Source organism: Bacteroides sp. BFG-606 (assembly GCF_024788145.1).
GTDB classification, from domain to species: Bacteria; Bacteroidota; Bacteroidia; order Bacteroidales; family Bacteroidaceae; genus Bacteroides; species Bacteroides vicugnae.
This window is the reverse complement of record NZ_JANUIL010000001.1, coordinates 4,838,139-4,862,771: the sequence shown is the minus strand read 5'-3', so window position 1 is coordinate 4,862,771 and position 24,633 is coordinate 4,838,139. Positions and strand designations below refer to the sequence as shown.

Genomic DNA, 24,633 nt, shown 5'->3' with positions numbered 1-24,633 from the left:
ATCCATGAATTTTTAAGTCGATTCCATTATTGGATAAGCCGGACCAGTTCTTCTTTCTGTAAGATAGTGATATGCTTACGATCGGCTATCAATAATCCGTCTTCCTGCATATGCGCCAGTTCACGGGCGAGGGAAGGACGGGACACCCCGAAGTAATCACTCAATTCCTGTTGTGAACGGTCGAGGGTGATATGTGCCTGTTGCTGCTGTTTATGTAGTCGGAGCAAGTACGAAGCAAGTTTCTGACGAATCGTCTTAAATGACATGAAGAAAAGCTTATCCGATAAGGTCCGTGCATAATTGGCAGAAAGATTCATATAGTTTTCCAAAAACTGCTCGTTTTTGCGGAATAAACTCAATACACTTGATTTAGGAAGTTCGATAACCTCTGTCGGTTCGTTGGCAGTCACTTCCACCGGATAGCGGTTCTCCTCACCGAACAGGAACAGAGGGGCAATCGCTCTTGGAGCAGCGATGTCCTCCACTTTGATAAGACGCCCCGAATAATCGATCATCTCTCCACGCACACTTCCTTTGGTCAGGATGACAAGGCGGTTGCACACAGCCCCCCTGTTGAGCCAGGATTTCCCCTTTCTTATAAGAACGTGTATGGAAACTGATCTCTTCCAGATCGGCAGAAAGTCTTTCCGGAGTGATTCCCCGGAATAAGGGATTGTTGACGAGTGCAGGTATCATATATCAATAGTTATTTGAATTTTAAAATAAACGTTGTTTCTTTCTCCCGCAGCAAAGTGAGACTTCCGCCCGAAAGACGCATGATCTGGCGTGAAATGCTAAGTCCGATTCCACTACCATTTTCTTTGGTGGTGAAGAAAGGTATAAAGATATGCTCTGCTATCTCCGATGGGATTTCAGGGCCGTTGTTCTTGATCTCGATCCATATTTCTTCCATGTCATTGCAATAAGCCCGGATCTCGATTCTACCATCCGGCTGGCTGCCGATTGCCTGAATGGCATTCTTTAGAAGATTGATAACCACTTGGGCGATGAGGTTTTCATCTGCATACAGGATTAAGTCCGCAGGAGAAATCTCCGTGTGGAAACAAATGTTGTCACACGGATTCTGATGGCGGGCAAGTTCAATCATCCTTTCTATGAACGCTTTCACGTAGAACAGCGACGGTTCCGGTGCAGGTATGCGTGTAAACTGCCGGTAAGATTCTACAAAAGAGAGCAACCCTTTTCCTGTGGTGCTGATGGTCTGCAACCCGTGACTGATCTCTTCATCTTTGCCCTCGGACATGGAAAGAAGAGTGTCACAAAGGGAAGTGATAGGAGTGACCGAATTCATGATTTCATGCGTCAGAACCCGTGTCAGGCGAATCCATGAATCTATTTCCTTTTCATCGAGTTCGGTATTGATATCGTTCAGGGCCAGGATACGCAGATGTTCTTTGCGCACATTGATTTCCGATACACGTATGGATAGATTAACGGTTCCCCGTTCGTTGTGAAACATCACTTGCAGTTTGTCTCCGGGACGGCAGTTCTCTATTTTCTCCATGAGCGTAGTGTCTACTTTACTTAACTGATGGATATGCGTGAATATATTCAGCCCCAAAAGACGGAGTGCTTCCTTGTTCTTCTGATAAACCGCCCCATTGTCATTGAGTACCAGCAATCCTGTACTGACAAAATCCAGAATCAGCTCGTAATATTTCTCTTGCTGGGCAGTTTCCGCTTTTACATTATATAAAATGTGTCCCACCCGGTTGAGTGCCCGGTTGATCTTTAGGCTTTCGGGAGTACCGTTTTCTTCGGGAAAATGAAAGGTGTTATCATTGTTTTCAAGCGCGTTAATCATGAAAAGCACCTGCTTGGTGTGAAGCTGGTACAGGCGGATTTGCCAGATGATGCTAAGCACCAGCAGACAAAGACTGACGCCCAACCAACCGTATGATTGATGAATACCGAACCAGACAGTCGATATACAGAAAAGTACAGTCAGCAAAACTCTGAACCAGTACCGAATCCCCAGTTGTTGGATCTGTGAGTTCATAATCCGAATTTTTTCATCTTGTTATAGAGCGTTTGCCGGGTTATTCCCAGTTGAGCGGCCACTGCCGATAAATTTCCCGCACAGGCATCGAGTGCTTTCCGTATCATCTGCACTTCCATTTCTTCCAGGGTGGAGATGTTTTGTTCCTGAATGGCTGTCCGTGGTACGGATAATTGGAACAATTCAGCAGGAATCAGCGGACTGTCATTGATGATAACCGCTTTTTCGATGACGTGCTCCAATTCGCGGATATTCCCATACCAGGGATGCGCAGTCAATTTATCCTCTGCTTCGGGAGTGAACTTCATCAACGACTTGTCATATTGCTTGCAGAAGTGAGACAAAAATCGTTCGGCCAATGGGATAATATCCTCTTTCCGTTCGCGCAGGGGAGGAATTTCCACATGAATGGTATTGATGCGGTAGAGCAAGTCTTCCCGGAATTCGCCTTTCGCTACCATCTCTTGCAAGTTCCGGTTCGTGGCACATATCAGTCGGATATCAATAGGAATTGGCGTGTTACTTCCCACTTTTACAATGCTTCGCCGTTGGATGGCAGTCAGTAGTTTTGCTTGCAGATGGTAGGGCAAGTTTCCTATTTCGTCCAGAAACAGCGTACTCTTTTCGGCAGCCTCGAACTTACCTGTCCGGTCGGTATGTGCATCAGTGAACGACCCTTTTATATGTCCGAAAAGCTCACTCTCGAATAAAGATTCCGTGATGGTTCCCATATCCACAGCAATCATTTCCTTATGTTTGCGGTTGGAAAGCGCATGGATTTCACGTGCCAGCATCTCTTTTCCTGTTCCGTTTTCACCCGTTATCAGGAGGTTGGCATCGGTGATGGCAACCTTTTCAATCAAAACCCGTAACTGTTGCATTACTTTGCTTTCTCCCCAGTACATAGGCGAGTGAGCAGGCTTTTCTTTGCTTGCTGTTTTCCTGTCATTGTGCGTAGAGGTTGCTGCGGTTTGCAGCGTTTCCACTAGTTTCTGGTTGTCCCAGGGTTTAACGATAAAGTCCGTTGCTCCCTCTTTAATCCCCCGGATAGCCAGTTCAATATCGGCATAAGCCGTAAAAAGTACGACCGGAAGATCCGGACGTACTTTTTTTATTTCATGTAACCAGAATAATCCCTCATTGCCGGTATTGATGCCCGATGTGAAATTCATGTCCAGCAATACCACTTCCGGCATTTCCTCCCGCAGGACGCTCGTCAGGGTGACAGGCGAGGAGAGGGCAACGACCTTTGAAAAATAACTTTTTAAAAGGATTTGTATGGCAGTCAGCACTCCTTTATTGTCGTCTACAATGATGATTGTTCCAGATTTACTCATTTTCGTTCAAGTTTGTACAGCGCAAACTTACGAAAAAAGGATGTGATAATTCAAGAATCATAATTCAAAATTGATTTTAGACTCCTTGTGCCCCCAATCAAAACCACTGGAACTTCAATCCGAATGATAAACTAAGGTAATCACGCGGACGGAGATAACTATTGTTTACCGCACTAATCACATAAAGGTCGCACGTACTTATTTCATAGAAAAAGGTTACGGACTTGGCCATAAATCTGCGTTGCGGGTCAATATCATAGGTCAGGCGTTGTCCCATAAAGACATGGAAACGCACTTTGCTTGAGAAACCATAATACCCTTTCGGATAACGTTCCGGCTCATTCACCCAGAACTGATTTCCAAATACGGTATTCACATAAAGACCACAGGTAAGAGGCTCCGTCGAGAATCCTTTTCCAATGTTAATGCTCCAAGGCATATAGTTCTGCTTGAGCGTCATGGTCACTTTTGCTTTCTTCGAAGAATATTTCGGGATGAATCCGAGCAATACATCCGTTTCCCACTGATTACGCTTTCCATAATCCCATCCTGTGCCGAAAGAGAGTAATCCCATATTTCCGGCATATTGTATTTTGGAATGAGTCGGGATAATCCGCTCCCAGTTTCTGCGGAAACGGTGAACCCGATTGTCATAACGGGTATGTTGGGTCTGTTCCGGTGCGTTTGTCTGGCAGGTGGCAGACATCAGACCGGAAAGCAGGAGAAGCACGTACAGTACTCCTGCGCGTAAGATATAATTAGTATTTAACCAGCTCATATTCGTATTTTTCCGGAGTTATTGTAAATACCAGATAAGTACGGTAATCCATACAATCACTGGTAACATAATGTATTCCATCATCAAAAATCACATCGTCCTGATAGTGATGGGTATGGGCGGCCGTGCAGAACTGTATTCCTGCATACTGTTTGACATAGTGCTGGAATACTTTTGCCACATTATCATTGAACACATCCGTATAGGGACGCGCGTGCATACAAATAACTGTCTTTTCAAACTCCTCCCGCCTGTTCGTTATCTCATTTTCCATAAAGGTAAAGTCCGGTACCGGTTCGGAGTAATCATACTCCAAAGCGTTGGTATTCAAGCAGACAAACTTCACATTGCCTGCGATGAAAGAGAAGTTTGTGGAGCCGAATACAGCCTTGTAGGTTTCCGCTCCCGTGCCCAAGCAGTCATGATTTCCGATCAGAGCCACATAAGGCACATGAAGTCCGTTCATGATATCCCTTTGCCAAAGAAATTCCTTGGTTAGTCCGAAGTCACTCATATCCCCTCCGTGGATGACGAAGTCAATATCATTCCGTTGATTGATCGCTTTTACAAAATCTTCCGTTTCGTCATACCATCGTTGTGAGTCGCCCATTGTCACGAACCGTATCGTAGTTTTACCCTGGCAGCTCGCTTCTATTCTTTCGATGTTGTGTGCATTGACCTCTGTTTCTCCGCTGATGCGGACGTCATACGGATGATAGTCTATCATACCGCATCCCGAAAGGAACAGGCACGAACACAGTGCATATAAATTCTTCCTCTTCATCATTACTTTAATAGTTTATAAAACTGAATGCAAAGATAAAGTTTTCTACCGGGATGGACAATCTCCCCATGGATAATAGAGACTGTTGGAACAATTTAAAGGAGAAATGGAATAGTCTCCCGGTTGTCTAAAAATTAGACGGTACTGTCTAATTTTTAGACAATATTCAGAAAGGTTGAAATGATAAACACCTGATAATGAATTGTTATTCTTTTTTGGCATGCTTTCTGCATGATTGAAAATAGAAAAACAAAAATAAAATATAATATGAAACAAATCTATTATGTGATCCGTACTTTATTGCGGGGGCATGGTTCCAACGTTATCAAAATCCTCTCTTTGGCGTTGGGGCTGACGATGAGCATTCTGTTGTTTGCCCGTGTGGCTTTCGAACAGAGCTTTGACAAATGCTTCAAAGATTATGATAACCTGTATCAGATCTTCTCCGTCTTTTCCGCCAATGGCCAAACCTTTGAGCCGCAGGAAATGAACTGCGGACCGGTGGCGGGTGCCATACTGGAGAATTTTCCTAAAGAAGTGGAGGCAGCCACCAGCTATTGCGTCTGGATGAGTGCCCCTCTTTATCATGGAAGTGTCCGTTTTGAAGCTAACAAAGTGACAGCCGATTCACTATTCTTTCAGACTATGGGTATCGACGTTTTAAGCGGTGTTCCAGAAAAGGAACTGATGCAGAAAGATGTTGTCTTTCTTAGTGACCGGTTGGCTCGTAAGATGTTCGATCAAGAAAATCCGATAGGCAAAGTTATCTCTTATAATAAGGAAATAGAACTGACAGTGAAAGGTACGTATGCTGACATACCTGAAAATGCTACCGTCAGACCGGAGGCTGTGATTTCTCTGCCTACCGTATGGAGCCGTGGATGGGGAAACTACTCCTGGAGAGGAGGCGATAGCTGGATTGCATTTATCCGTTTCCGTCCCGGAGCAGACAAATCCGTGGTGAATGCCCGGTTGAATGACTTGATAAAGAAATATCGTCCTGCAGAAGACCAGAAAGTAGTAGGTTATACCGCTTTTGTAAAGCCGATCCGTGATGTGTACAGGGAAGAGCCGGACGTGAAGCGGATGCGGAATATCATGTCTATCCTGGGAATAATCATCCTTTTTATCGCTACCTTGAACTACGTACTGATCTCCATCTCTTCACTCTCATACCGCGCCAAAGCTATCGGCGTACATAAGTGTAGCGGTGCAGGCAGCGGCAAAATTCTGGGAATGTTCCTATTGGAAACAGCTATCATTATTCTCTTCGCCTTACTACTGATGGGATTAATCTTACTGAACTTCCGCGACTTTATAGAAGATACAACCGCCGTTGAACTCGGAGCTCTGTTCTCTTTAGACCGTCTTTGGGTACCCCTGCTGACGGTAGCTATCCTGTTCCTCATAGGAGGAGCACTGCCCGGACGCATCTTTGTCAAAATCCCCGTTTCACAAGTCTTCTGCCGCTATACAGAAGGAAAGAAAGGCTGGAAACGCCCGCTATTATTCGTGCAGTTTGCCGGCGTAGCTTTCATCTGCGGACTGATGTATGTGGTGATGCTGCAATACTACTATGTCTTAAACAAAGACCTGGGATACAATCCGAAGCGCGTTGTCGTAGCCAATACCGGTTTCGGCAATAAAGAAAACCAAGACTATGCCCTGACTTTCTTCCGCGGCCTGCCTTATGTAGAGTCCGTGTCCAGTGCCGATTCCCATCCCGTATATAGTTATAGCGGAACGATGATTCAGGATGAAAGTGGACAATCACTTTTCTCTTCCCGTTTTTGTAAAATGATGGAAGACTATCCGAAGATGATGGGTATGGTGATGAAGGAGGGGCGTATGCCACGAAATGAAGACGAAGTAGTCATCAATGAAACATACGGCGAATGGATGCACTGGGGAACCGAACTATTGAACCGTACCGTCTATAATTCAGGCTACGTATGTAAAGTAGTGGGAGTGATTAAAGACTTCCGGATCGGTAATTTCACCAACCCGCAAGCACCTTTCATCCTGATGAGTACCAAGAATTTCGGGAGCTGTGTTCATGTCCGGCTGAAAGAACCTTTTGCGGAGAATCTTCAGAAACTGAATAAAGTATCGGCAGATGCTTTCCCCGATAAAACGGTCGATTTCCGTTCGATGGAGCAGATGATAAAAGAGAGTTATAACTCCATCCGCGTCTTCAGCAATGCTACCATACTGGCAGCGGTTACCATGTTCTTTGTGATGATGATGGGATTGATAGGCTACACAACCGACGAAGTCCGCCGCCGTTCCAAAGAGATTGCCATACGCAAAGTCAATGGCGCCGAAGCCTCCGGTATTTTGGAAATGTTGGTGAAAGATGTGCTCTATGTAGCCGTTGCAGCCGTTGTGATCGGTGTGGCGGCATCATGGTACGTCAATGATATGTGGATGGATATGTTTGCCGAACACGTGCCCGTCAGCTGGGCGGCGTATGTACTGATAGCGATTGTAAATCTTCTCGTTATCGTAGCCTGCGTACTTTGGAAATCGTGGCGGATTGCCAATGAAAATCCGGTGAATAGCCTTAAAAGTGAATAATTAAAAACATAAATAAAAAGATTATGATTGAAATAAACAACATCAGTAAAGTATTCCGTACTTCCGAAGTGGAGACAGTTGCCTTGAATCACGTAAACCTTGAAGTAAAAGAGGGAGAGTTTGTAGCCATTATGGGCCCCTCCGGTTGTGGTAAATCCACATTGTTGAACATTCTGGGGTTGCTCGATAACCCCACTGAAGGTTCCTACCGCTTGATGGGTGAAGAAGTGGGCGGATTGAAAGAGAAAGAACGTACCCATGTGCGTAAGGGCAAACTCGGATTCGTATTCCAGAGCTTTAACCTGATCGACGAACTGAATGTTTACGAGAATGTAGAACTTCCTCTGACATATTTGGGCTTTAAAGCATCCGAACGCCGCCGCATGGTAGAAGATATTCTGAAACGGATGAACATCAGTCATCGTGCCAAACACTTTCCGCAACAACTTTCCGGTGGTCAGCAACAACGTGTCGCCATTGCCCGTGCCGTAGTGACCAATCCGAAACTGATTCTCGCCGATGAACCGACCGGTAACCTCGATTCAAAGAATGGGGCAGAAGTGATGAACCTGTTGACCGAACTGAATAAAGAAGGAACAACCATCATCATGGTGACACACTCACAACATGACGCATCCTTTGCCCATCGTACAGTTCATTTGTTCGACGGCAGTGTGGTAGCCAGTGTGATAGCATAAACCAGATCAGAAGCTAGTATGAGACAAATCTATTATAGTATACGTACATTACTACATGAGCGTACTTTGAATATTGTAAGAGTGCTCTCCCTTTCTTTAGGACTAACAGTTGGCATCTTGCTTTTCTCGCAAATAGCTTTTGAGATGAGCTATGAAAAGTGTTATCCGGAAGCGGAGAATCTGATAATGGCGAGAATAGCGTCGCATAATAGGACGACCGGAGAAGTGCAGGGAGATGACGGAATGAATTATGACTATACTGTCTGCGATCCGGTAGCTTTTACCCTGGCGCAGGATATGCCTGAAGAAATAGAGTCGGCCACCTGTGTGCTTCCTTCCCAGTTTTATCATATTTATAAGGAAGACAAACTGCTGTCGAAAGCAAATTACATGAGGGTTGACACCTGTTTCTTTGAAACGATGGGTATACCCGTACTAAAAGGGAATGCGAAAGATCTCATTATCTCGAATAGCATATTTGTTTCAGAACATTTTGCCCGTGAAACATTCGGCAGTGCAGACCCTATTGGGAAAACCCTTTCGGCGGACAAACAGTTGGAACTGACAATTCGCGGTGTCTATAAAGACATACCCGAAAATTCGATGCTCTCCCGTGACTTTGTGATTACCATTCACCGCGATGGTCACTATGCGAGTGGTAACGGTTGGAATGGGAATGATATCTTTTATGCCTTTGCACGCTTGCGTCATGCGTCGGATATAGACAAGGTGAACAGCAAAATCCAACAAGTAATGGCAAAATACAGCCCCTTGCAATGGGATGACTGGAAGTTGGAATACAGCGTTGTTCCTCTTTCGGAACGTCATCTGGATTCTGCCGATACCCAGAAACGTTTGATGATATTCGGCTTCCTCGGCTTTTCAGTGTTTTTTGTAGCCATCATGAATTATATGTTGATTTCAATAGCCACTATCAGTCGTCGTGCAAAAAGCGTAGGAGTACATAAATGCAGTGGAGCCAGTTCAGGGAACGTCTTTGGCATGTTTCTGGCAGAAACCGGAGTCTTGGTTCTACTATCCATTCTATTTAGCTTCCTGTTGATAATCAACATGGGCGAATTGATCGAAGACCTGCTGGGAACCAGCCTTGCCTCACTGTTTGCCTGGGACATCATTTGGATACCGTTGCTCACTGTAGCAGTCCTTTTCCTCCTGGCAGGAGGTATACCGGGGAAACTGTTTTCACGTATTCCCGTCACGCAAGTATTCCGGCACTACACGGATGGGAAAAGAGGATGGAAACGTTCATTGCTATTTGTCCAGTTCACGGGTACCTCCTTTGTACTCGGACTATTGCTGGTTACCCTGTTACAATATTCTCACCTGATGAATGGAGATATGGGAATCAAGATTCCGGGACTGGTAGAAGCCGAAACCTGGATGTCAGGCGAAACAGTAGAATATGTAAAAGACGAGTTGCTTCGCCAACCGATGGTGGATGGGGTATCGGCATCCACACACAGCGTACTGGGAGAGTACTGGACACGTGGATTGATTGGCAACGACGGCAAACGCATTGCTACCCTTAATTTCAATATGTGCGACTATGATTATCCGAATGTGATGGGAATCAGAATAACAGAAGGCACCACCATCAAGAAAAAAGGCGATCTATTGGTGAATAAAGAACTCGTCCGTTTGATGAAATGGACCGATGGTGCCGTAGGAAAATCCGTGAGTGGGGTAGAAGGTACCATCGTAGGAGTGTTTGATGATATTCGTAATAGAAGTTTCTATTCCAGTCAGTCTCCTATTGCATTGATTGCCGATAAAGAATCGGCCAATCACACCATCAATGTCCGTCTAAAAGAACCCTATGACGAGAACCTGAAACGCTTGAACGAATGTGTGGCAAAAACATTTCCGAATGTAGCTCTGAACTTCAATTCAGTAGACAGCAAGATCCGGGAAGGCTATAAGAGTGTATATCGTTTCCGTAATGCAGTCTGGATTTCGTCCTGCTTCATCCTGCTTATTGTCATCACGGGATTGATTGGCTATGTGAATGGAGAAACTCAACGCCGCAGCAAGGAAATAGCCATACGCAAAGTGAATGGGGCAGAAGCCTCCGGCATCCTGAAATTATTGATATACGACATTCTGAACATCTCCGTAATCTCTGTTCTGATAGGTACTGCCGCTTCCTATTTTACAGGCCAAATATGGTTGGAACAGTTTAGCGAACGAATTGATATGGATCTGTTACTTTTTATAGGAATAGCCCTGCTGGTACTATTGGTTATCGTGGCTTGCGTGGTAGTGAAAGCCTGGCACGTTGCCAATGAAAACCCCGTAAAGAGCATTAAAGCAGAATAAATAATAAAAACCAATAGGCGGAGTAAAGCTGCTAATGCTTTATTCCGCTACCGTTTCCGGATGTTGTTTAGATACTTTCTTAATGTAAATCATCAGACTGACAACCGCCGTAATAAATGCCAGTGCATCCGATACCGGCATACTAATCCAGATACCTTTCAATCCCCACCAGTTGGGAAAGAGTAGCAAGCAAGGCAAAAGATAAAGCAACTGCCGCGTCAGCGAAAGGAAAATACTTATTTTAGCCTTCCCGATACTTTGGAAGAAGTTACCAATCACAATCTGCGCCCCTACAAACGGGAACATCAATACAGCCAGCCGGATACCGTCTACGGCCAAATCAATCAATTCATCGCTATCCGTAAAAAGAGCCGACACAGCATGCGGGAAGAACTCGCAGATAATAAACCCGCTACTGGTAATCACAACCCCGGAGATAATCCCCAGTCGCAACGTCTGTTTCACGCGGTCTATCTTCTGCGCTCCGAAGTTATACCCCACGATAGGCTGCATACCCATCGTCAGACCTAACACAATCATCACATAAAGCGTCAGCAAACGGTTGATGATTCCATAAGCTCCAATCGCCATATCACCTCCGTAATTTTGCAGGCTGTTATTGATGATAATCACAATGGCACACGCACACACATTCATCAGGAAAGGAGACATACCAATGGCGAAGATACTCTCCACAATTCTCCGTTTCATCTTCCAGATATTCCCCTCAAAATGCACCGTACTGTCTTTCTTGACAAAGTGGCTCACCACCCACACCATACCGATCAACTGCGAAATCACCGTTGCCGTAGCAGCTCCCCTCATTCCCCATTCAAAGTGGAAAATAAAGATAGGAGCGAGGATAATGTTCGCCACCACCGTCACCATCGAAGTCAACATCGCCTTTTTCGGGTATCCGGTAGCACGCATCACGTTGTTCAACCCAATCATCGTATAAGTGATAGGAGTACCCAATAAGATCACCTGCATAAAGCTCCGCGCATAAGGAAGCGTCTCGTTACTGGCCCCGAAGAAAACCAATATATCATCCAGAAAGATGAAAGACAAAATACCAAAGAAGAACGAATTAGTGATACAGAGCATCAACGTGTGTGACAAGATTTCCGTAGCCCCCTTCATATCCTTTTGTCCCAGACGGATAGACGCCAGCGTAGAACCGCCCGCCGATACCAATGTACAGAAAGCCACCACTAGATTCATCAGCGGAAAGCTGATGGCCAGTCCGGCAATCGCCATCGGGCCTACGCCATGTCCGATGAAGATACTATCAATAATATTATAGATAGAAGTAATCGTCATTCCTATAATTGCAGGAATGGAATATTGTAACAGCAATTTGCCGATACTTTCTTTGCCTAAGATATGTGGGTCGTTCTTGCTCATGCGCTAGTAGATTTTGTTGGATAAAAACGTATGTTACGTTTTTTTTAGCTTTGCAAAGGTACGAATTATTTGCCTGATTCGATGATTATTCGGAACTTTGCAGCGATGGATACACAAGGTTTAACGTTTAGGTAAAAAGAAAGTTTATATATGAATACAACGAAAACGATTGCGGCACTCTTCGATTTTGATGGTGTCATTATGGATACAGAAACGCAGTACACAGTCTTCTGGGACGAGCAGGGACGGAAATATCTGAACGAAGAAGATTTCGGTCGCCGGATCAAGGGACAGACATTATTGCAAATCTATGAAAAGTATTTCTCGGACAAACCCGAAGCCCAGCTTGAAATAAGCGCTGAACTTTACGTTTACGAGCAAAAGATGTCCTACGAGTATATCCCCGGAGTAGAAGCCTTTATAGCCGATCTTCGCCGTAACGGTGCAAAGATAGCCGTAGTCACCAGCTCCAACGAAGAGAAGATGGCCAACGTCTATAATGCCCACCCCGAATTTAAAGGAATGGTAGACCGCATCCTGACCGGAGAGATGTTTGCCCGTTCCAAACCGGCTCCCGACTGCTTCCTGCTCGGAATGGAAATCTTTGAAGCCACTCCCGAAAATACCTATGTCTTTGAAGATTCTTTCCACGGTCTGCAAGCCGGAATGACTTCCGGGGCAACAGTGATCGGACTTGCCACCACCAACACACGCGAAGCCATCACCGGCAAAGCACATTATATAATAGACGACTTCACCGACATGACTTACGACAAGCTCCTGACTCTGCATCGTTAAGAGAAAGAATAAATCCGAAACGCATTATTGCACTTGATAAATCGCTTCCTTATATCGTTAAGGAGCTTTTATTATACCTCACAGAATCCTTTCAAACGCCTCCCCAGCTACCTAAGCGAGGCGTTTGAAAGGATTTTTTGCATTTCCTTCTCTGTTATGAATTAAATGTTATAACTTTGCCGCGATTTTTGAAGGCGCTTGGCGTCGTTTTAATATTTAATCATTAATTTTTAATTTAAAAAGACATGGCTGGTTATATATCGGATGATACAAGAAAGGTGACTACTCATCGCTTGGTTGAAATGAAACAGAGAGGTGAAAAAATATCTATGCTGACTGCATATGATTACACAATGGCGCAGATTGTAGACGGTGCAGGAATGGATGTAATTCTGGTAGGCGACTCTGCTTCTAATGTAATGGCAGGTAATGTGACTACACTACCTATCACACTCGACCAAATGATTTATCATGCTAAATCCGTGGTACGTGGTGTAAAGCGTGCGATGGTAGTAGTTGATATGCCTTTCGGATCCTATCAGGGCAACGAGATGGAAGGACTTGCTTCTGCCATCCGCATCATGAAAGAAAGCCACGCTGACGCTTTGAAGATGGAAGGTGGTGAAGAAATCATAGACACGGTGAAACGCATCGTATGCGCCGGCATTCCGGTAATGGGACATCTGGGACTCATGCCTCAATCCATCAATAAATACGGTACCTATACCGTGCGTGCCAAGGACGACGCCGAAGCCGAGAAGCTGATTCGCGACGCCCATCTATTGGAAGAAGCAGGCTGTTTTGCCATTGTACTCGAAAAGATTCCCGCAACCCTTGCCGAACGCGTAGCTTCCGAACTGACCATACCTATTATCGGTATCGGTGCCGGTGGACACGTAGACGGTCAAGTATTGGTGATTCAGGATATGCTTGGCATGAACAACGGATTCCGTCCCCGTTTCTTGCGTCGTTACGCTGACTTGTACACGGTGATGACCGATGCCATCAGCCGTTATGTTTCTGACGTGAAGAATTGCTACTTCCCCAACGAGAAGGAACAATATTAAATATAGTATATGGCAGTTAAATTGTGGACAGTTCATTTTATGCGGATATGTGTAGCTAATTTGCTGTTGTTTATATCCTTGTATGTGTTATTTCCGGTGCTTTCCGTAGAGATGGCCGACCGTCTCGGAGTGCCGGCTGCACAGACAGGAGTAATCTTTCTCTTTTTCACCTTGGGGATGTTCCTCATCGGTCCTTTCCATGCCTATCTGGTAGATGCATACAAGCGTAAATACGTGTGTATGTTTGCTGCCGCCCTGATGGTAGTGGCGACCATCGGATACGCCTTTGTCACCAACCTCACAGAACTGATTCTGTTGAGCACCGTGCAAGGGCTTGCCTTTGGCATAGGCACAACAGCCGGCATCACATTGGCCATCGACATCACCAACTCCACGCTGCGCAGTGCGGGAAACGTCAGTTTCTCCTGGATGGCACGTATGGGGATGATCGCAGGCATTGTCCTCGGAGTATGGCTTTATCAAAGCCAATCCTTCCAAACCCTGCTCACTGTATCTGTCATAACCGGAGCTGTCGGAATCCTCATTTTATCAGGAGTCTACGTACCTTTCCGTGCGCCGATTGTCACCAAACTCTATTCCTTCGACCGCTTCTTATTGCTTCGTGGATGGGTTCCTGCCATCAATCTGATCCTGATAACCTTCATTCCGGGACTGCTGGTTCCCATGGTACACCCTTTCCTAAACGATTTCGTACTCGGAAACACAGGAATCCCCGTACCGTTCTTTGTAGGAACAGCCCTCGGATACATTGTTTCCCTGTTCTTTGCACGTCTGTTTTTCCTGAAAGAGAAAACCTTGCGACTGGTCATTATGGGAATCGGATTGGAAATGATAGCCATGTCTTTATTGAATACAGACATCTCCATAGGCATTTCCTCCGTACTCTTGGGATTGGGCTTAGGCTTTATCCTGCCGGAATTTCTGGTGATGTTCGTAAAGCTATCCCACCATTGCCAACGCGGAACAGCCAACACTACCCATCTGCTGGCAACCGAAATCGGCATTTCTCTGGGAATCGCTACCGCCTGCTACATGGAACTGGATACAGATAAGATGCTACATACCGGACAGATAGTAGCATCCATTGCTTTACTCTTCTTTGTATTGATTACCTATCCTTATTATATAAAGAAGAAAGTAAGATAGGAGAGTAGCCGGAATTAATTCCGGCTAACTTGTTTTACTCCCTTTATAGTACGTAATTTCTTGATAAGAGCCTCCAAACGTCCCGTATCACCCACCATGACCGTCAGTGTTCCGGAGAACAAACCGTCGTGCGAGTCAATACCGATGGAGCGCAGCGTGATACCATTCTCTTTGGATATAATAGAAGTGATATTAGTCACGATACCAATATCATCGTGTCCTACAACCCGCAGCGTGATAGGATATTGTGTACCCACCGATTTCCCCGCCCAACGAGCCTTCACAATACGATAACCGAAACGCTCACGCATCTGGTTGGCATTCGGACAATCCGCCCGGTGTATCTTGATACCACCGCTTACCGTAACGAAACCAAACACATCGTCCCCGTAAATCGGATTACAACATTTAGCCAACTTGAATTCCAACCCTTTCAGATTCTGGTCGATCACCAGTACATCTTCCTTAGACGTCGTTTCCTCCTGCGTAGCCTGCAAGTTATACCCTTCGGCACTGCGATACACAATTTCGTCGTGCGTATCACTGTCCCGTTTCTGTTGCTCTACGTATTTATCCAGAATCTCGTTAACGTCCAGTCCACCGTCGGCAATCCGCTGATAAAACTCCGTCACATTCTTGAAGCCCAATCGCTTGATGAGGCGCATCATGGTCGCTTCATCATATTCCAGCTTACGGTTCTTGAATTTCCGTTCCAGCGTCTCCTTGGCAAAAGCATGCTGGCGTGCCACCATCTCCTTGAGAGCCTGCCTTATCTTGGTGCGCGCTTTGGAAGTCGTCACGATGTTCAGCCAGTCCTGCTTCGGAGTCTGGGTGTTTGAAGTCATGATTTCCACTTGGTCGCCGCTGTTCAGTTTCTGTTTAAGCTGTGCATTTTTGCCGTTCACTTTCGCGCCGATACACTTGCATCCCAACTTACTATGGATATGGAACGCAAAATCCAATACCGTAGCCCCCTTGCCGAGCTTGAACAAATCCCCCTTGGGCGTGAAGACAAACACTTCATCCTCGTAGAGATCCATCTTAAACTGATCCATCACTTTCAGCGAGTCGTTGTCCGCATTCTCCAACGCCTCCCGCACAGAAGTCAACCACTCGTCCAGACCCGTTTCACCCTTGATACCTTTATATCTCCAGTGAGCAGCCAAGCCGCGTTCCGCGATCTCGTCCATGCGGCGGGTACGTATCTGCACTTCCACCCATTTCCCTTCCGGGCCCATCACAGTGATGTGCAATGATTCGTAACCATTGCTTTTCGGAATAGAGAGCCAGTCGCGCAGACGCTTCGGGTTCGGCTGGTACATATCCGTAACAATCGAATAAACCTGCCAGCATTCCTGCTTCTCCTTAGCCGGATCCGGTTCCGAATCGAGGATGATACGGATGGCGAACAAGTCATAAATCCCCTCAAAAGACGTTTTCTGCTTCTGAATCTTGTTCCATATCGAATGAATCGACTTGGTTCGCCCCTTGATGTCGAACTTCAATCCTGCTTCCGACACCTTCTTCTGGATCGGCTCGATAAAAGCAGCGATATACTTGTCGCGGGAAGCCTTCGTCTCATTCAGCTTATCCTTGATAAAATAATACGTTTCCTTCTGCGTATATTTGAGAGACAAATCTTCCAGTTCCGATTTCAGCTTATACAGTCCCAGCTTGTGCGCCAGCGGAGCATACAGATATGCAGCTTCGTTCGCCACTTTGATCCGGTCCCCCTCGTTGCCCGTATCTTTGATTTTGCGCATCACGTTCACGCGGTCCGCAATCATTATCAGGATTACACGCATATCCTCCGCGAAAGAAAGCAGCAGATTACGGAAGTTTTCCGACTCGATAGCCGGACTCTTCGCATAAAGCTCGTTTGTTTTCACCAATCCCTTGATGATACTTGCCACGTCATCCCCATATTCGGCGTTCACCTCGTCGATAGACAATACATGCCCTTTCACGATTTCGTGCAACATGATACCGACCAGGCACGAACCTTTCATGCCGATTTCCTCCGCAACGATCACTGCCGTTTGTAAATCTCTGATGACGGGATTCATCCCGAAGTTATTGCGTTGCAGACCGTTACACTGGGCCGCTTTGATAAGATGTCTCTTTAACTTTAGGCAATCCTTCCAGGAAATACTATCTCCTGCAGATTGCAACAAATGCCGGTAGAGTGAAAAAAGCTCCTTTTTTTCCTCCGATGTAAAAAAGTCGTCCATATTCAATCTTGTTAATTCGATGTAAAATTAGTTTTTTTCCCGGTTATTCGGCAAGAAGTAAATAACATTTTGTATTTTTGGGCATCAATTAATAAAATTAGATATTATGATAACGACACAGGACAAAGAGTTGCTTGCCAAGAAAGGCATTACGGAAGAGCAAATTGCAGAACAATTAGCATGCTTCCAGACGGGTTTCCCCTTTTTGAAACTGGATGCAGCCGCTTCCATCGAAAAAGGAATATTGGCTCCCGATGCAGAAGAACAGAAGGCTTATCTGGCCGCTTGGGATGCGTATACAAACACAGGTAAGACTGTTGTGAAGTTCGTGCCCGCTTCCGGTGCAGCGAGTCGTATGTTCAAGAACCTATTCGAGTTCCTGTCCGCCGACTATGACCGGCCGACTACCAAGTTCGAACAGGCATTCTTTGACGGAATCAAGGATTTTGCTTTCTATGACGATCTGAATGTAGCCTGCCAGCGTATCGACGGAAAAGATATTTCCGGACTGATCGAAGAAGGTAACTATAAAGCAGTGGTGTCCGCCCTGCTCGAAACTGCCGGACTGAATTATGGCGCATTGCCGAAAGGTCTGCTCAAATTCCATAAGTACCCCGAAGGTTCACGCACACCGATGGAAGAACATCTCGCCGAAGGAGCCATGTATGCTGCCGGAAAGAGCGGTAAAGTGAATGTGCACTTCACGGTATCTACCGAACATCGCGAACTTTTCAAGAAATTGGTAGCCGAAAAGGTAGACGAATTTTCCAAACGCTATGGAGTGGATTATTACATCACCTTCTCCGAACAGAAGCCGAGTACCGACACGATTGCCGCCGACATGGACAACCAACCTTTCCGCGACAACGGCAAACTGCTGTTCCGTCCCGGTGGCCACGGTGCACTGATTGAGAATCTGAACGACCTCGATGCAGATATTATCTTCATCAAGAACATCGACAACGTAGTGCCCGACAGACTGAAGGCCGACACCGTTACTTATAAGAAACTGATTGCCGGAGTGCTCGTGACTTTGCAAAAACAAGTATTCGAATATCTTACCCTGCTCGACAGCGGTAAATACACCCACGACCAGATGATGGAAATGCTTCAATTCCTGCAAAAGAAACTCTTCTGCAAGAATCCGGAGACGAAAGACCTCGAAGATTCCGTACTCGCCATCTACCTGAAAAACAAGTTCAACCGCCCGATGCGTGTCTGCGGAATGGTGAAGAACGTAGGCGAACCCGGTGGCGGCCCGTTCCTTGCTTACAACAGCGACGGAACCATCTCCCTGCAAATCCTCGAAAGCTCACAGATCGACATGGACGATCCGGAGAAGAAAGAAATGTTCGAGAAAGGCACACACTTCAATCCGGTAGACCTCGTATGTGCTGTGCGCGATTATAAAGGACATAAATTCGACTTGGTGAAGTACGTAGATAAGGCAACAGGCTTCATCTCCTACAAATCGAAGAACGGCAAAGACCTGAAAGCTCTCGAACTTCCCGGCTTGTGGAACGGTGCGATGAGCGACTGGAATACCGTCTTCGTAGAAGTGCCACTTTCCACCTTCAACCCGGTAAAAACAGTGAACGACCTGTTGCGTGAGCAACATCAGTAATTTATTCACCACAGAGGACACAAAGGACACAGAGATTTTATAGAGCTTTTATAGAACTTTTTCACCGGATTAATGCAATTGATTCCATTACTTCCGGTCTTACCTTACCGAAAAAACTCTGTGTCCTTTGTGTCCTCTGTGGTGAAACTTAAAAAAGAGTGTTTAGAATGAATCAGATAGAGAAGATCATCGATATTGCTACTTGGAACAGAAGAGAACATTACGAACATTTCAGTGCTTTTGACGATCCGTTTTTCGGAGTAACCGTTCAGGTAGACTGTACGCGCGCGTATCAGGAAGCCAAAGCCAAAGGCATATCCTTTTCCCTGTTAGTCCTCCACCGGATAACGACAGCCGCTGCTGCGGTAGAAGAATTCCGTTACCGCATCGAAGGCGATAAGGTGGTGTGTTATGACAGCCTTCTGCCCGAAGCTACCGTAGGCCGTGCCGACCATACCTTTTCTTTTGCCGCCTTTGAATACGATCCGGACGAACTCGTCTTTATCCGTCGGGCAAAAGCAGAGATGGAACGTTTGCAAGCCACTACGGGACTCAACAAAGGAGGCACTTTCCATCCCAATGCCATACATTATTCGGCAGTGCCGTGGCTCTCATTCACCGACATGAAGCACCCCACCAATATGCGTTCGGGCGATAGTGTTCCCAAAATCTCCACCGGAAAGTACTTCCGCGACGGAGAAAGACTGATGATGCCCGTTTCCGTAACCTGCCATCATGGATTGATGGACGGCTATCATGTGGCACAGTTTATTGAGAAGCTCCATTTGTAACTTCCGTTCTGAAAAGACAAACCAGACTATTATATGAGAGTAAAGATACCCAGATGGGAAATTGCCGTAATCTGTTCCGCTTTGCTTTTTCCCGGCACTTCGCTTTGTGCGCAGGAGGTAGGGCAGGAAGAGAAAGAGATGAAGGAAATGCGGCAAGAGGTGAAACAGCTCCGGCAGGACGTCCGCCAACTTCGTGAAGAAGTGCGGAGATTGCAGGAAGAAATTCATGGCTTCCGGCACAACAGTTTCCCGCAATGCGGAGCCGACACCGTAGCTCCCTACGTTCCCCACCATTTCATTCACCGGTTGGGGATAGAGGCGCGGCCGCAATACGTGTTCCCCACCAATCCTTTCCTGCAAGGCGAGAACGAACGGTGGAAACCCATCCAGAGTTCATTTGCCGCTCATCTGAAATACTCTTTCAAGTTTCGTCCCAACACCTGTGCCGACCGCATCTATGGCGGAGCCTATCAAGGTTTCGGCTTGGCCTTCACCACCTTTGGAGATAAAAAGCAGCTGGGTGATCCTGTGACGTTCTATGTCTTTCAAGGTGCACGCATTGCCCGTTTCAATCCCCGCCTTTCGCTCAATTACGAGTGGAATTTCGGTATCTCTGCCGGATGGAAACCTTATGACAACGATTACAACTCTTACAACGGAGCCGTAGGCTCACGGGTGAATGCCTATCTCAACGCAGGTATCTACCTTAACTGGTCGCTTTCCCGTTATTTCGACTTTATCATCGGCGGAGACTTCACGCATTTCTCTAACGGCAACACCAAGTTTCCCAATGCAGGTGTCAACACCACCGGAGCGAAAATCGGACTGGTGTACAACTTCAACCGGGAAGAAGCCGACCTCACTAAATCATTGGTTCATCCCTACGTTCCCCGTTTTCCGCGGCACGTCAGTTATGACCTTGTGTTGTTCGGCTCGTGGCGCCGGAAAGGTGTCTATGTGGGCGAGAAACAGATTGCATCACCGGGCAGCTATCCCGTAGCGGGATTCAACTTTGCTCCGATGTACAATCTCAACTATAAGCTGCGCTTCGGAGTCTCGCTGGATGGTGTCTATGACGGTAGTGCCAATGTGTACACCGAAGATGCGCTGGTAGAGTACGATGGCGGCAGCGGTTCCTCCCGTCGTAAATTTCTCGTGCCGGGCATTCAGCATCAGCTTGCGCTGGGACTCTCCGGACGGGCAGAATACGTGATGCCGTTTTTTACTATCGGTGTCGGCTTGGGAACAAATGTGCTGGGGCGTGGCGATTTGCGCGGACTGTATCAGGTCTTTGCGTTGAAGATAGACGTCACCCGGAGTTCATTCCTTCACATCGGCTACAATCTTCAGGATTTCCAGACTCCTAATTATCTGATGCTCGGTCTTGGTTTCCGTTTTAATAATAAATATCCTAAAGTACGTCATTAACCCCCAATACGCCATTCCCCCAAATGGAAAATATCATTCGTAAAATCAGGCAAATCTATCCGGTTTCCGACGAAGCACTTCAAGCGCTTCAGGCGAATATGGAATTAAGGTATTATCCCAAAGATACCTATATTGTTCAGGCAGGAGTGACAGACCGCTTGGTTTATTTCATTGAAGAGGGCATTGCCCGTTCTATATTCCATCACAACGGAGAGGACACCACTACGTGGTTCAGTCAGGAGGGTGACGTTACGTTCGGCATGGATTCGCTCTACTATCAGCAACCATCGATAGAAAGCGTTGAAACGCTTTCCGCTTGCAAAATCTACGTTATCCACATCGACAAGCTGAATGCCCTCTACGAAACGTATATCGACATAGCCAACTGGGGAAGAATCCTGCATCAGAATGTAAACAAGGAGCTTAGCCACATGTTTGTGGAACGCCTCCAACTTTCGCCCAAAGAACGCTACGAACAGTTCAACCGCCGCTATCCCGGACTGATAAACCGGGTGAAGCTGAAATATGTGGCTGCTTTTTTGGGCATTTCCATCTATACCCTTAGCCGGGTGCGCGCTAAAAAATAGCGATTAGCAGGGCTTTTTTGCTTTAGAGCAAAGAAACTTCGTAGCGCAAACCGTATCTTTGTCCTCTGAAAATACTAACTTACTAATAGAAAAACAAATGTCGAACATTTCTGCTTCAGCCTTTTCAGACACCAAGGCGCATTATGATCTTCTTGACGGACTTCGCGGTGTGGCGGCTCTTATGGTGATCTGGTATCATGTATTCGAGGGCTTCGCTTTTGCCAGTAATAGTGCTATTGAAACTTTGAATCACGGATATTTGGCCGTGGATTTCTTTTTTATCCTTTCGGGTTTTGTGATCGGTTACGCTTACGACGACCGTTGGGGTAAGAGTCTCACTATGAAAGATTTCTTTAAACGCCGGTTGATACGTCTTCATCCCATGGTTGTTCTGGGGGGCTGTTCTGGGAGCTATCACGTTCTGCATTCAGGGCTCTGTGCAATGGGATGGAACACACGTTGCCATATCCATGGTGATGTTGTCTCTTCTTTGCACGATATTTTTCATTCCTGCCATGCCGGGGGCGGGCTATGAGGTTCGCGGCAATGGCGAGATGTTTCCGCTGAACGGGCCGTGCTGGTCGTTATTTTTCGAGTATATAGGCAATATCCTTTATGCGTTGTTCATTCGCCGTTTGTCTAATAAGGCGTTGACTGTGATGGTGGTATTGTTGGGAGTGGCGTTGACGTCATTCGCCATCTTCGATGTCTCCGGTTATGGAAACATGGGGGGTAGGATGGACGCTGGATGGTGTAAACTTCTTGGGCGGATCATTGAGAATGCTTTTCCCTTTCTCTTTGGGTATGCTTTTATCCCGCAACTTCAAACCAGTGAAAGTGAAAGGCGCTTTCTGGATATGTACCCTTGTATTGATTGCCCTGTTTTCCGTTCCTTATTTGGAGGGCGCAGAGCCGGTTTGTACGAACGGTGTGTATGAAGCGTTTTGCATTGTCGTAGCTTTCCCTATCCTTGTGTGGCTGGGTGCGTCGGGAAGTACGACGGATAAGCGGTCAACGCAGATATGTAAGTTCTTGGGAGATATATCTTATCCGATCTACGTGATACACTATCCGTTGATGTATCTGTTCTATGCATGGCTGATTAAGAATCAACTCTATACGCTGGGCGAGACTTGGCAGGTAGCTTTATGTGTTTACGCATTATGCATTGTACTGGCTTATCTAAGCTTGAAATTCTATGATGAACCTTTGCGTAAATATTTGGCAAAGCGTTTCTTGAGCAAGAAACGATAGGTAGTAGTTTTTTTATAGAGAAAGTCCCGTTTTGTTGCAAGACAAAACGGGACTTTTATTTTTCTGATATGTATTCCTGTTTTCCTCCGAGGAGGTACTAATCGCAGTAAGTCGATTTTATAGCTTTTCTATTTCTTCTTTTGAAAGTCCGGTGCCTTTGGCAATCATTTCAGTAGTAAATCCCATTTCTTTGAACCTGCGGGCGGTTTCGATAAGAACTTCTTGCCGTCCTTCCCGTCGTCCTTTCTGTTCAGCAAAGTCCAACGTATTAAAATAATCGTTGTAAATTTTCCATTCTTCCTCGTACTGCGCTCTTTCTTCCTGGGTCATATTCGCTTTGGAAGCCAACTTCTCCAGTCGTTCAAAAACTGCTTTGCGAGCCTTGAAAGGCATTCTGTCAAGTGTGTCCATATGCTTTAATATATAAATCCAGCGTTCAAAATCGTTTTCACATTCATCCTCTTCTTTGTTGAAGTTTGGCAGTTCGATAAAGATTTGCCGGAACTTGTTGTTGAAGAGCTTCCCAGTATCCCTGTCAGAAAGTATAATATCCGTTCTGATTTTAGCGGGCATATCCTTGTCCATCACGAAATTCATGAAGAACACTCCATACACTGCATCCAACTGGAAGTCCCAAACACCTTTTTTTGCTTGCTGCGTGATGGCTCGTGAGAGATAGAAGAGGGCACGGTCTTTAAAATAAGGCTGTTCCCGATTCTGCATTTCTACGATAATGCGTTCGCCCGTGTCGGTTACGCAATATATGTCGTAGATAATACCTCGCTCTGTTTTTACTTCCGGCTGCTGTTCGTTGTTGAGGAACTGGATGTCGGTGATTATGTGCTCTCCTACGAGCAAATCATTCAAGAAGTCAATTAATAACTCCTTTTCTACCTCTCTGCCGAATAAAAACTTAAAGCCAAAATCGGTAAAGGGATTGATAAATCTTCCCATTGTATGTTGTGTCTCAATTACAAAACAAAGATAGCGCTTTTTTGTTGAATATGGTCAAGGAGAAGGATAAAATAATCCAAAAGGTGACTATTGTCCGGCTTCTACTTTTCCATCATCCGGCATGTTGACAGTTACAGTATATACATACTCTGTGTCCTTTTTCGTTTCAAATTAAATTTCCGTTACCTACGAAGTAACGTCTTATTTGTCAGGAGATTGCTTTCCCTCTTGACCGCTTCACAAAATCAATAATCTTTCCGCAGATAAGTAGACACCGTGTTCCAACTGCATCCATGTTCCCGTAGACTGTTCTCAAAACGCTTCAACCATTTGGGCGTCAGTTGCCGAAACGGCATCTTGTCCGAACCCAGAAAAGTGCGGATTGCATTCAAACTGCTTCGGTACACATGTCGACCGCACAGGGCAGCCCAAAGACACCCGTACCGAATGGCAGAAGCACTCACTGCGCGTATTGGTTCTCACGTTGTTGCGGGATTACCCGGATTGCAGGGTGTGCGGCCATCGTGATCTTAGTCCCGACCTGAACGGAAATGGTGAAATAGAGCCGGAAGAATGGGTGAAATCGTGTCCCTGTTTTGAGGTAAAAGCCGGATTCGGGTCGCCGGAGAAAGACATAATTATATAAATAGGTATGTAGAAATTTTTTTGGACGATGAATCCGGAGTCATTCAAAAGTGTAGTCCCGTTTCAGAGTGTGCGTATGCACTTTCTGGAACGGGATTCGCATAATAACGAAGATAAACTGATATTTTTCGGAAAGTGAGTGAAAATCATTT

Annotated in this window: 17 protein-coding genes and 4 pseudogenes; 12 read left to right on the top strand and 9 right to left on the bottom strand. The window is 45.9% G+C overall.

All coding sequences use genetic code 11. From position 1 onward, the window contains the following. Positions 1–26: 26 nt before the first annotated feature. The 5 genes and pseudogenes from NXV01_RS18510 to NXV01_RS18490 all read right to left on the bottom strand — a co-directional run bounded on the left by NXV01_RS18510 (position 27) and on the right by NXV01_RS18490 (position 4,919). Positions 27–696, bottom strand: a pseudogene (locus NXV01_RS18510) (Crp/Fnr family transcriptional regulator). 10 nt (positions 697–706) lie between these two features. Further along, on the bottom strand, positions 707–2,020 hold the full coding sequence (locus NXV01_RS18505) for a PAS domain-containing sensor histidine kinase (protein ID WP_148366942.1): 1,314 nt from the start codon (positions 2,018–2,020) through the stop codon (positions 707–709). After that, a complete protein-coding gene (locus tag NXV01_RS18500) occupies positions 2,017–3,357 on the bottom strand; it encodes a sigma-54 dependent transcriptional regulator (RefSeq protein WP_259023048.1) in 1,341 nt (446 codons plus the stop codon). Before NXV01_RS18500 ends, NXV01_RS18505 begins: the two co-directional genes overlap by 4 nt. 97 nt (positions 3,358–3,454) lie before the next feature. After that, positions 3,455–4,063: a hypothetical protein gene (locus tag NXV01_RS18495; protein WP_370540826.1), complete on the bottom strand. Its 609-nt coding sequence runs from the start codon at positions 4,061–4,063 to the stop codon at positions 3,455–3,457. 52 nt (positions 4,064–4,115) lie between these two features. Then, the gene (locus tag NXV01_RS18490; protein WP_074557058.1) at positions 4,116–4,919 is read right to left on the bottom strand and encodes a metallophosphoesterase; all 804 of its coding nucleotides are present in this window, start codon (positions 4,917–4,919) and stop codon (positions 4,116–4,118) included. 267 nt (positions 4,920–5,186) lie between these two features. Between NXV01_RS18490 and NXV01_RS18485 the strand changes: the two genes are divergently transcribed. The 3 genes from NXV01_RS18485 to NXV01_RS18475 are packed head-to-tail and all read left to right on the top strand — an operon-like array spanning position 5,187 to position 10,531. Beyond that, the gene (locus NXV01_RS18485; protein WP_259023047.1) at positions 5,187–7,496 is read left to right on the top strand and encodes an ABC transporter permease; all 2,310 of its coding nucleotides are present in this window, start codon (positions 5,187–5,189) and stop codon (positions 7,494–7,496) included. Positions 7,497–7,519: 23 nt separating this feature from the next. Beyond that, positions 7,520–8,194, top strand: coding sequence for an ABC transporter ATP-binding protein (locus tag NXV01_RS18480; RefSeq protein WP_004303508.1), 675 nt, complete (start codon positions 7,520–7,522; stop codon positions 8,192–8,194). An 18-nt stretch (positions 8,195–8,212) separates the two neighbouring features. After that, complete coding sequence (locus NXV01_RS18475; protein WP_259023046.1) at positions 8,213–10,531, top strand: ABC transporter permease; 2,319 nt, start codon at positions 8,213–8,215, stop codon at positions 10,529–10,531. 39 nt (positions 10,532–10,570) lie between these two features. Here the strand turns inward: NXV01_RS18475 and NXV01_RS18470 are convergent, their stop codons facing one another. Beyond that, complete coding sequence (locus tag NXV01_RS18470; RefSeq protein WP_148366937.1) at positions 10,571–11,935, bottom strand: MATE family efflux transporter; 1,365 nt, start codon at positions 11,933–11,935, stop codon at positions 10,571–10,573. Positions 11,936–12,085: 150 nt separating this feature from the next. On the opposite strand from NXV01_RS18470, the gene NXV01_RS18465 reads away from it, so the two are divergent. The 3 genes from NXV01_RS18465 (at position 12,086) to NXV01_RS18455 (ending at position 14,967) form a co-directional block, all read left to right on the top strand. After that, positions 12,086–12,733, top strand: a complete 648-nt coding sequence (locus NXV01_RS18465) for an HAD family phosphatase (protein ID WP_258980832.1) — start codon at positions 12,086–12,088, stop codon at positions 12,731–12,733. Between the two features lie 245 nt (positions 12,734–12,978). Beyond that, positions 12,979–13,800 (top strand): 3-methyl-2-oxobutanoate hydroxymethyltransferase, encoded by an 822-nt coding sequence (panB, locus tag NXV01_RS18460; RefSeq protein ID WP_148366935.1) that lies wholly within the window; start codon positions 12,979–12,981, stop codon positions 13,798–13,800. A gap of 9 nt (positions 13,801–13,809) precedes the next feature. After that, positions 13,810–14,967, top strand: a complete 1,158-nt coding sequence (locus NXV01_RS18455) for an MFS transporter (RefSeq protein WP_217723224.1) — start codon at positions 13,810–13,812, stop codon at positions 14,965–14,967. Positions 14,968–14,981: 14 nt separating this feature from the next. Here the strand turns inward: NXV01_RS18455 and NXV01_RS18450 are convergent, their stop codons facing one another. Next, positions 14,982–17,198 carry a bifunctional (p)ppGpp synthetase/guanosine-3',5'-bis(diphosphate) 3'-pyrophosphohydrolase gene (locus NXV01_RS18450; RefSeq protein ID WP_148366933.1) on the bottom strand — a complete coding sequence of 739 codons (2,217 nt, stop codon included), beginning with the start codon at positions 17,196–17,198 and terminating at the stop codon, positions 14,982–14,984. 106 nt (positions 17,199–17,304) lie between these two features. Here NXV01_RS18450 and NXV01_RS18445 point away from each other — a divergent pair, with 106 nt between their 5' ends. The 5 genes and pseudogenes from NXV01_RS18445 (at position 17,305) to NXV01_RS18425 (ending at position 22,882) form a co-directional block, all read left to right on the top strand. Further along, complete coding sequence (locus NXV01_RS18445) at positions 17,305–18,822, top strand: DUF4301 family protein (RefSeq protein WP_148366932.1); 1,518 nt, start codon at positions 17,305–17,307, stop codon at positions 18,820–18,822. Between the two features lie 167 nt (positions 18,823–18,989). Then, positions 18,990–19,613, top strand: coding sequence for a chloramphenicol acetyltransferase (locus NXV01_RS18440; protein WP_217723226.1), 624 nt, complete (start codon positions 18,990–18,992; stop codon positions 19,611–19,613). A gap of 33 nt (positions 19,614–19,646) precedes the next feature. Further along, positions 19,647–21,041 carry an acyloxyacyl hydrolase gene (locus tag NXV01_RS18435; RefSeq protein ID WP_195650532.1) on the top strand — a complete coding sequence of 465 codons (1,395 nt, stop codon included), beginning with the start codon at positions 19,647–19,649 and terminating at the stop codon, positions 21,039–21,041. A gap of 23 nt (positions 21,042–21,064) precedes the next feature. Then, on the top strand, positions 21,065–21,628 hold the full coding sequence (locus NXV01_RS18430; RefSeq protein WP_148366929.1) for a Crp/Fnr family transcriptional regulator: 564 nt from the start codon (positions 21,065–21,067) through the stop codon (positions 21,626–21,628). Positions 21,629–21,725: 97 nt separating this feature from the next. After that, positions 21,726–22,882 (top strand): annotated as a pseudogene (locus NXV01_RS18425) (acyltransferase family protein). A gap of 117 nt (positions 22,883–22,999) precedes the next feature. Here the strand turns inward: NXV01_RS18425 and NXV01_RS18420 are convergent. Both NXV01_RS18420 and NXV01_RS18415 read right to left on the bottom strand, forming a co-directional pair. Further along, positions 23,000–23,836, bottom strand: coding sequence for an Rpn family recombination-promoting nuclease/putative transposase (locus NXV01_RS18420; protein ID WP_195650531.1), 837 nt, complete (start codon positions 23,834–23,836; stop codon positions 23,000–23,002). 257 nt (positions 23,837–24,093) lie between these two features. Continuing rightward, positions 24,094–24,246, bottom strand: a pseudogene (locus NXV01_RS18415) (phage integrase SAM-like domain-containing protein); the annotation flags it as partial. On the opposite strand from NXV01_RS18415, the pseudogene NXV01_RS18410 reads away from it, so the two are divergent. Next, positions 24,207–24,482: pseudogene (locus NXV01_RS18410) on the top strand (N-acetylmuramoyl-L-alanine amidase); the annotation flags it as partial. The pseudogenes NXV01_RS18415 and NXV01_RS18410 sit on opposite strands and share 40 nt — an antisense overlap. Between the last annotated feature and the right edge of the window lie 151 nt (positions 24,483–24,633).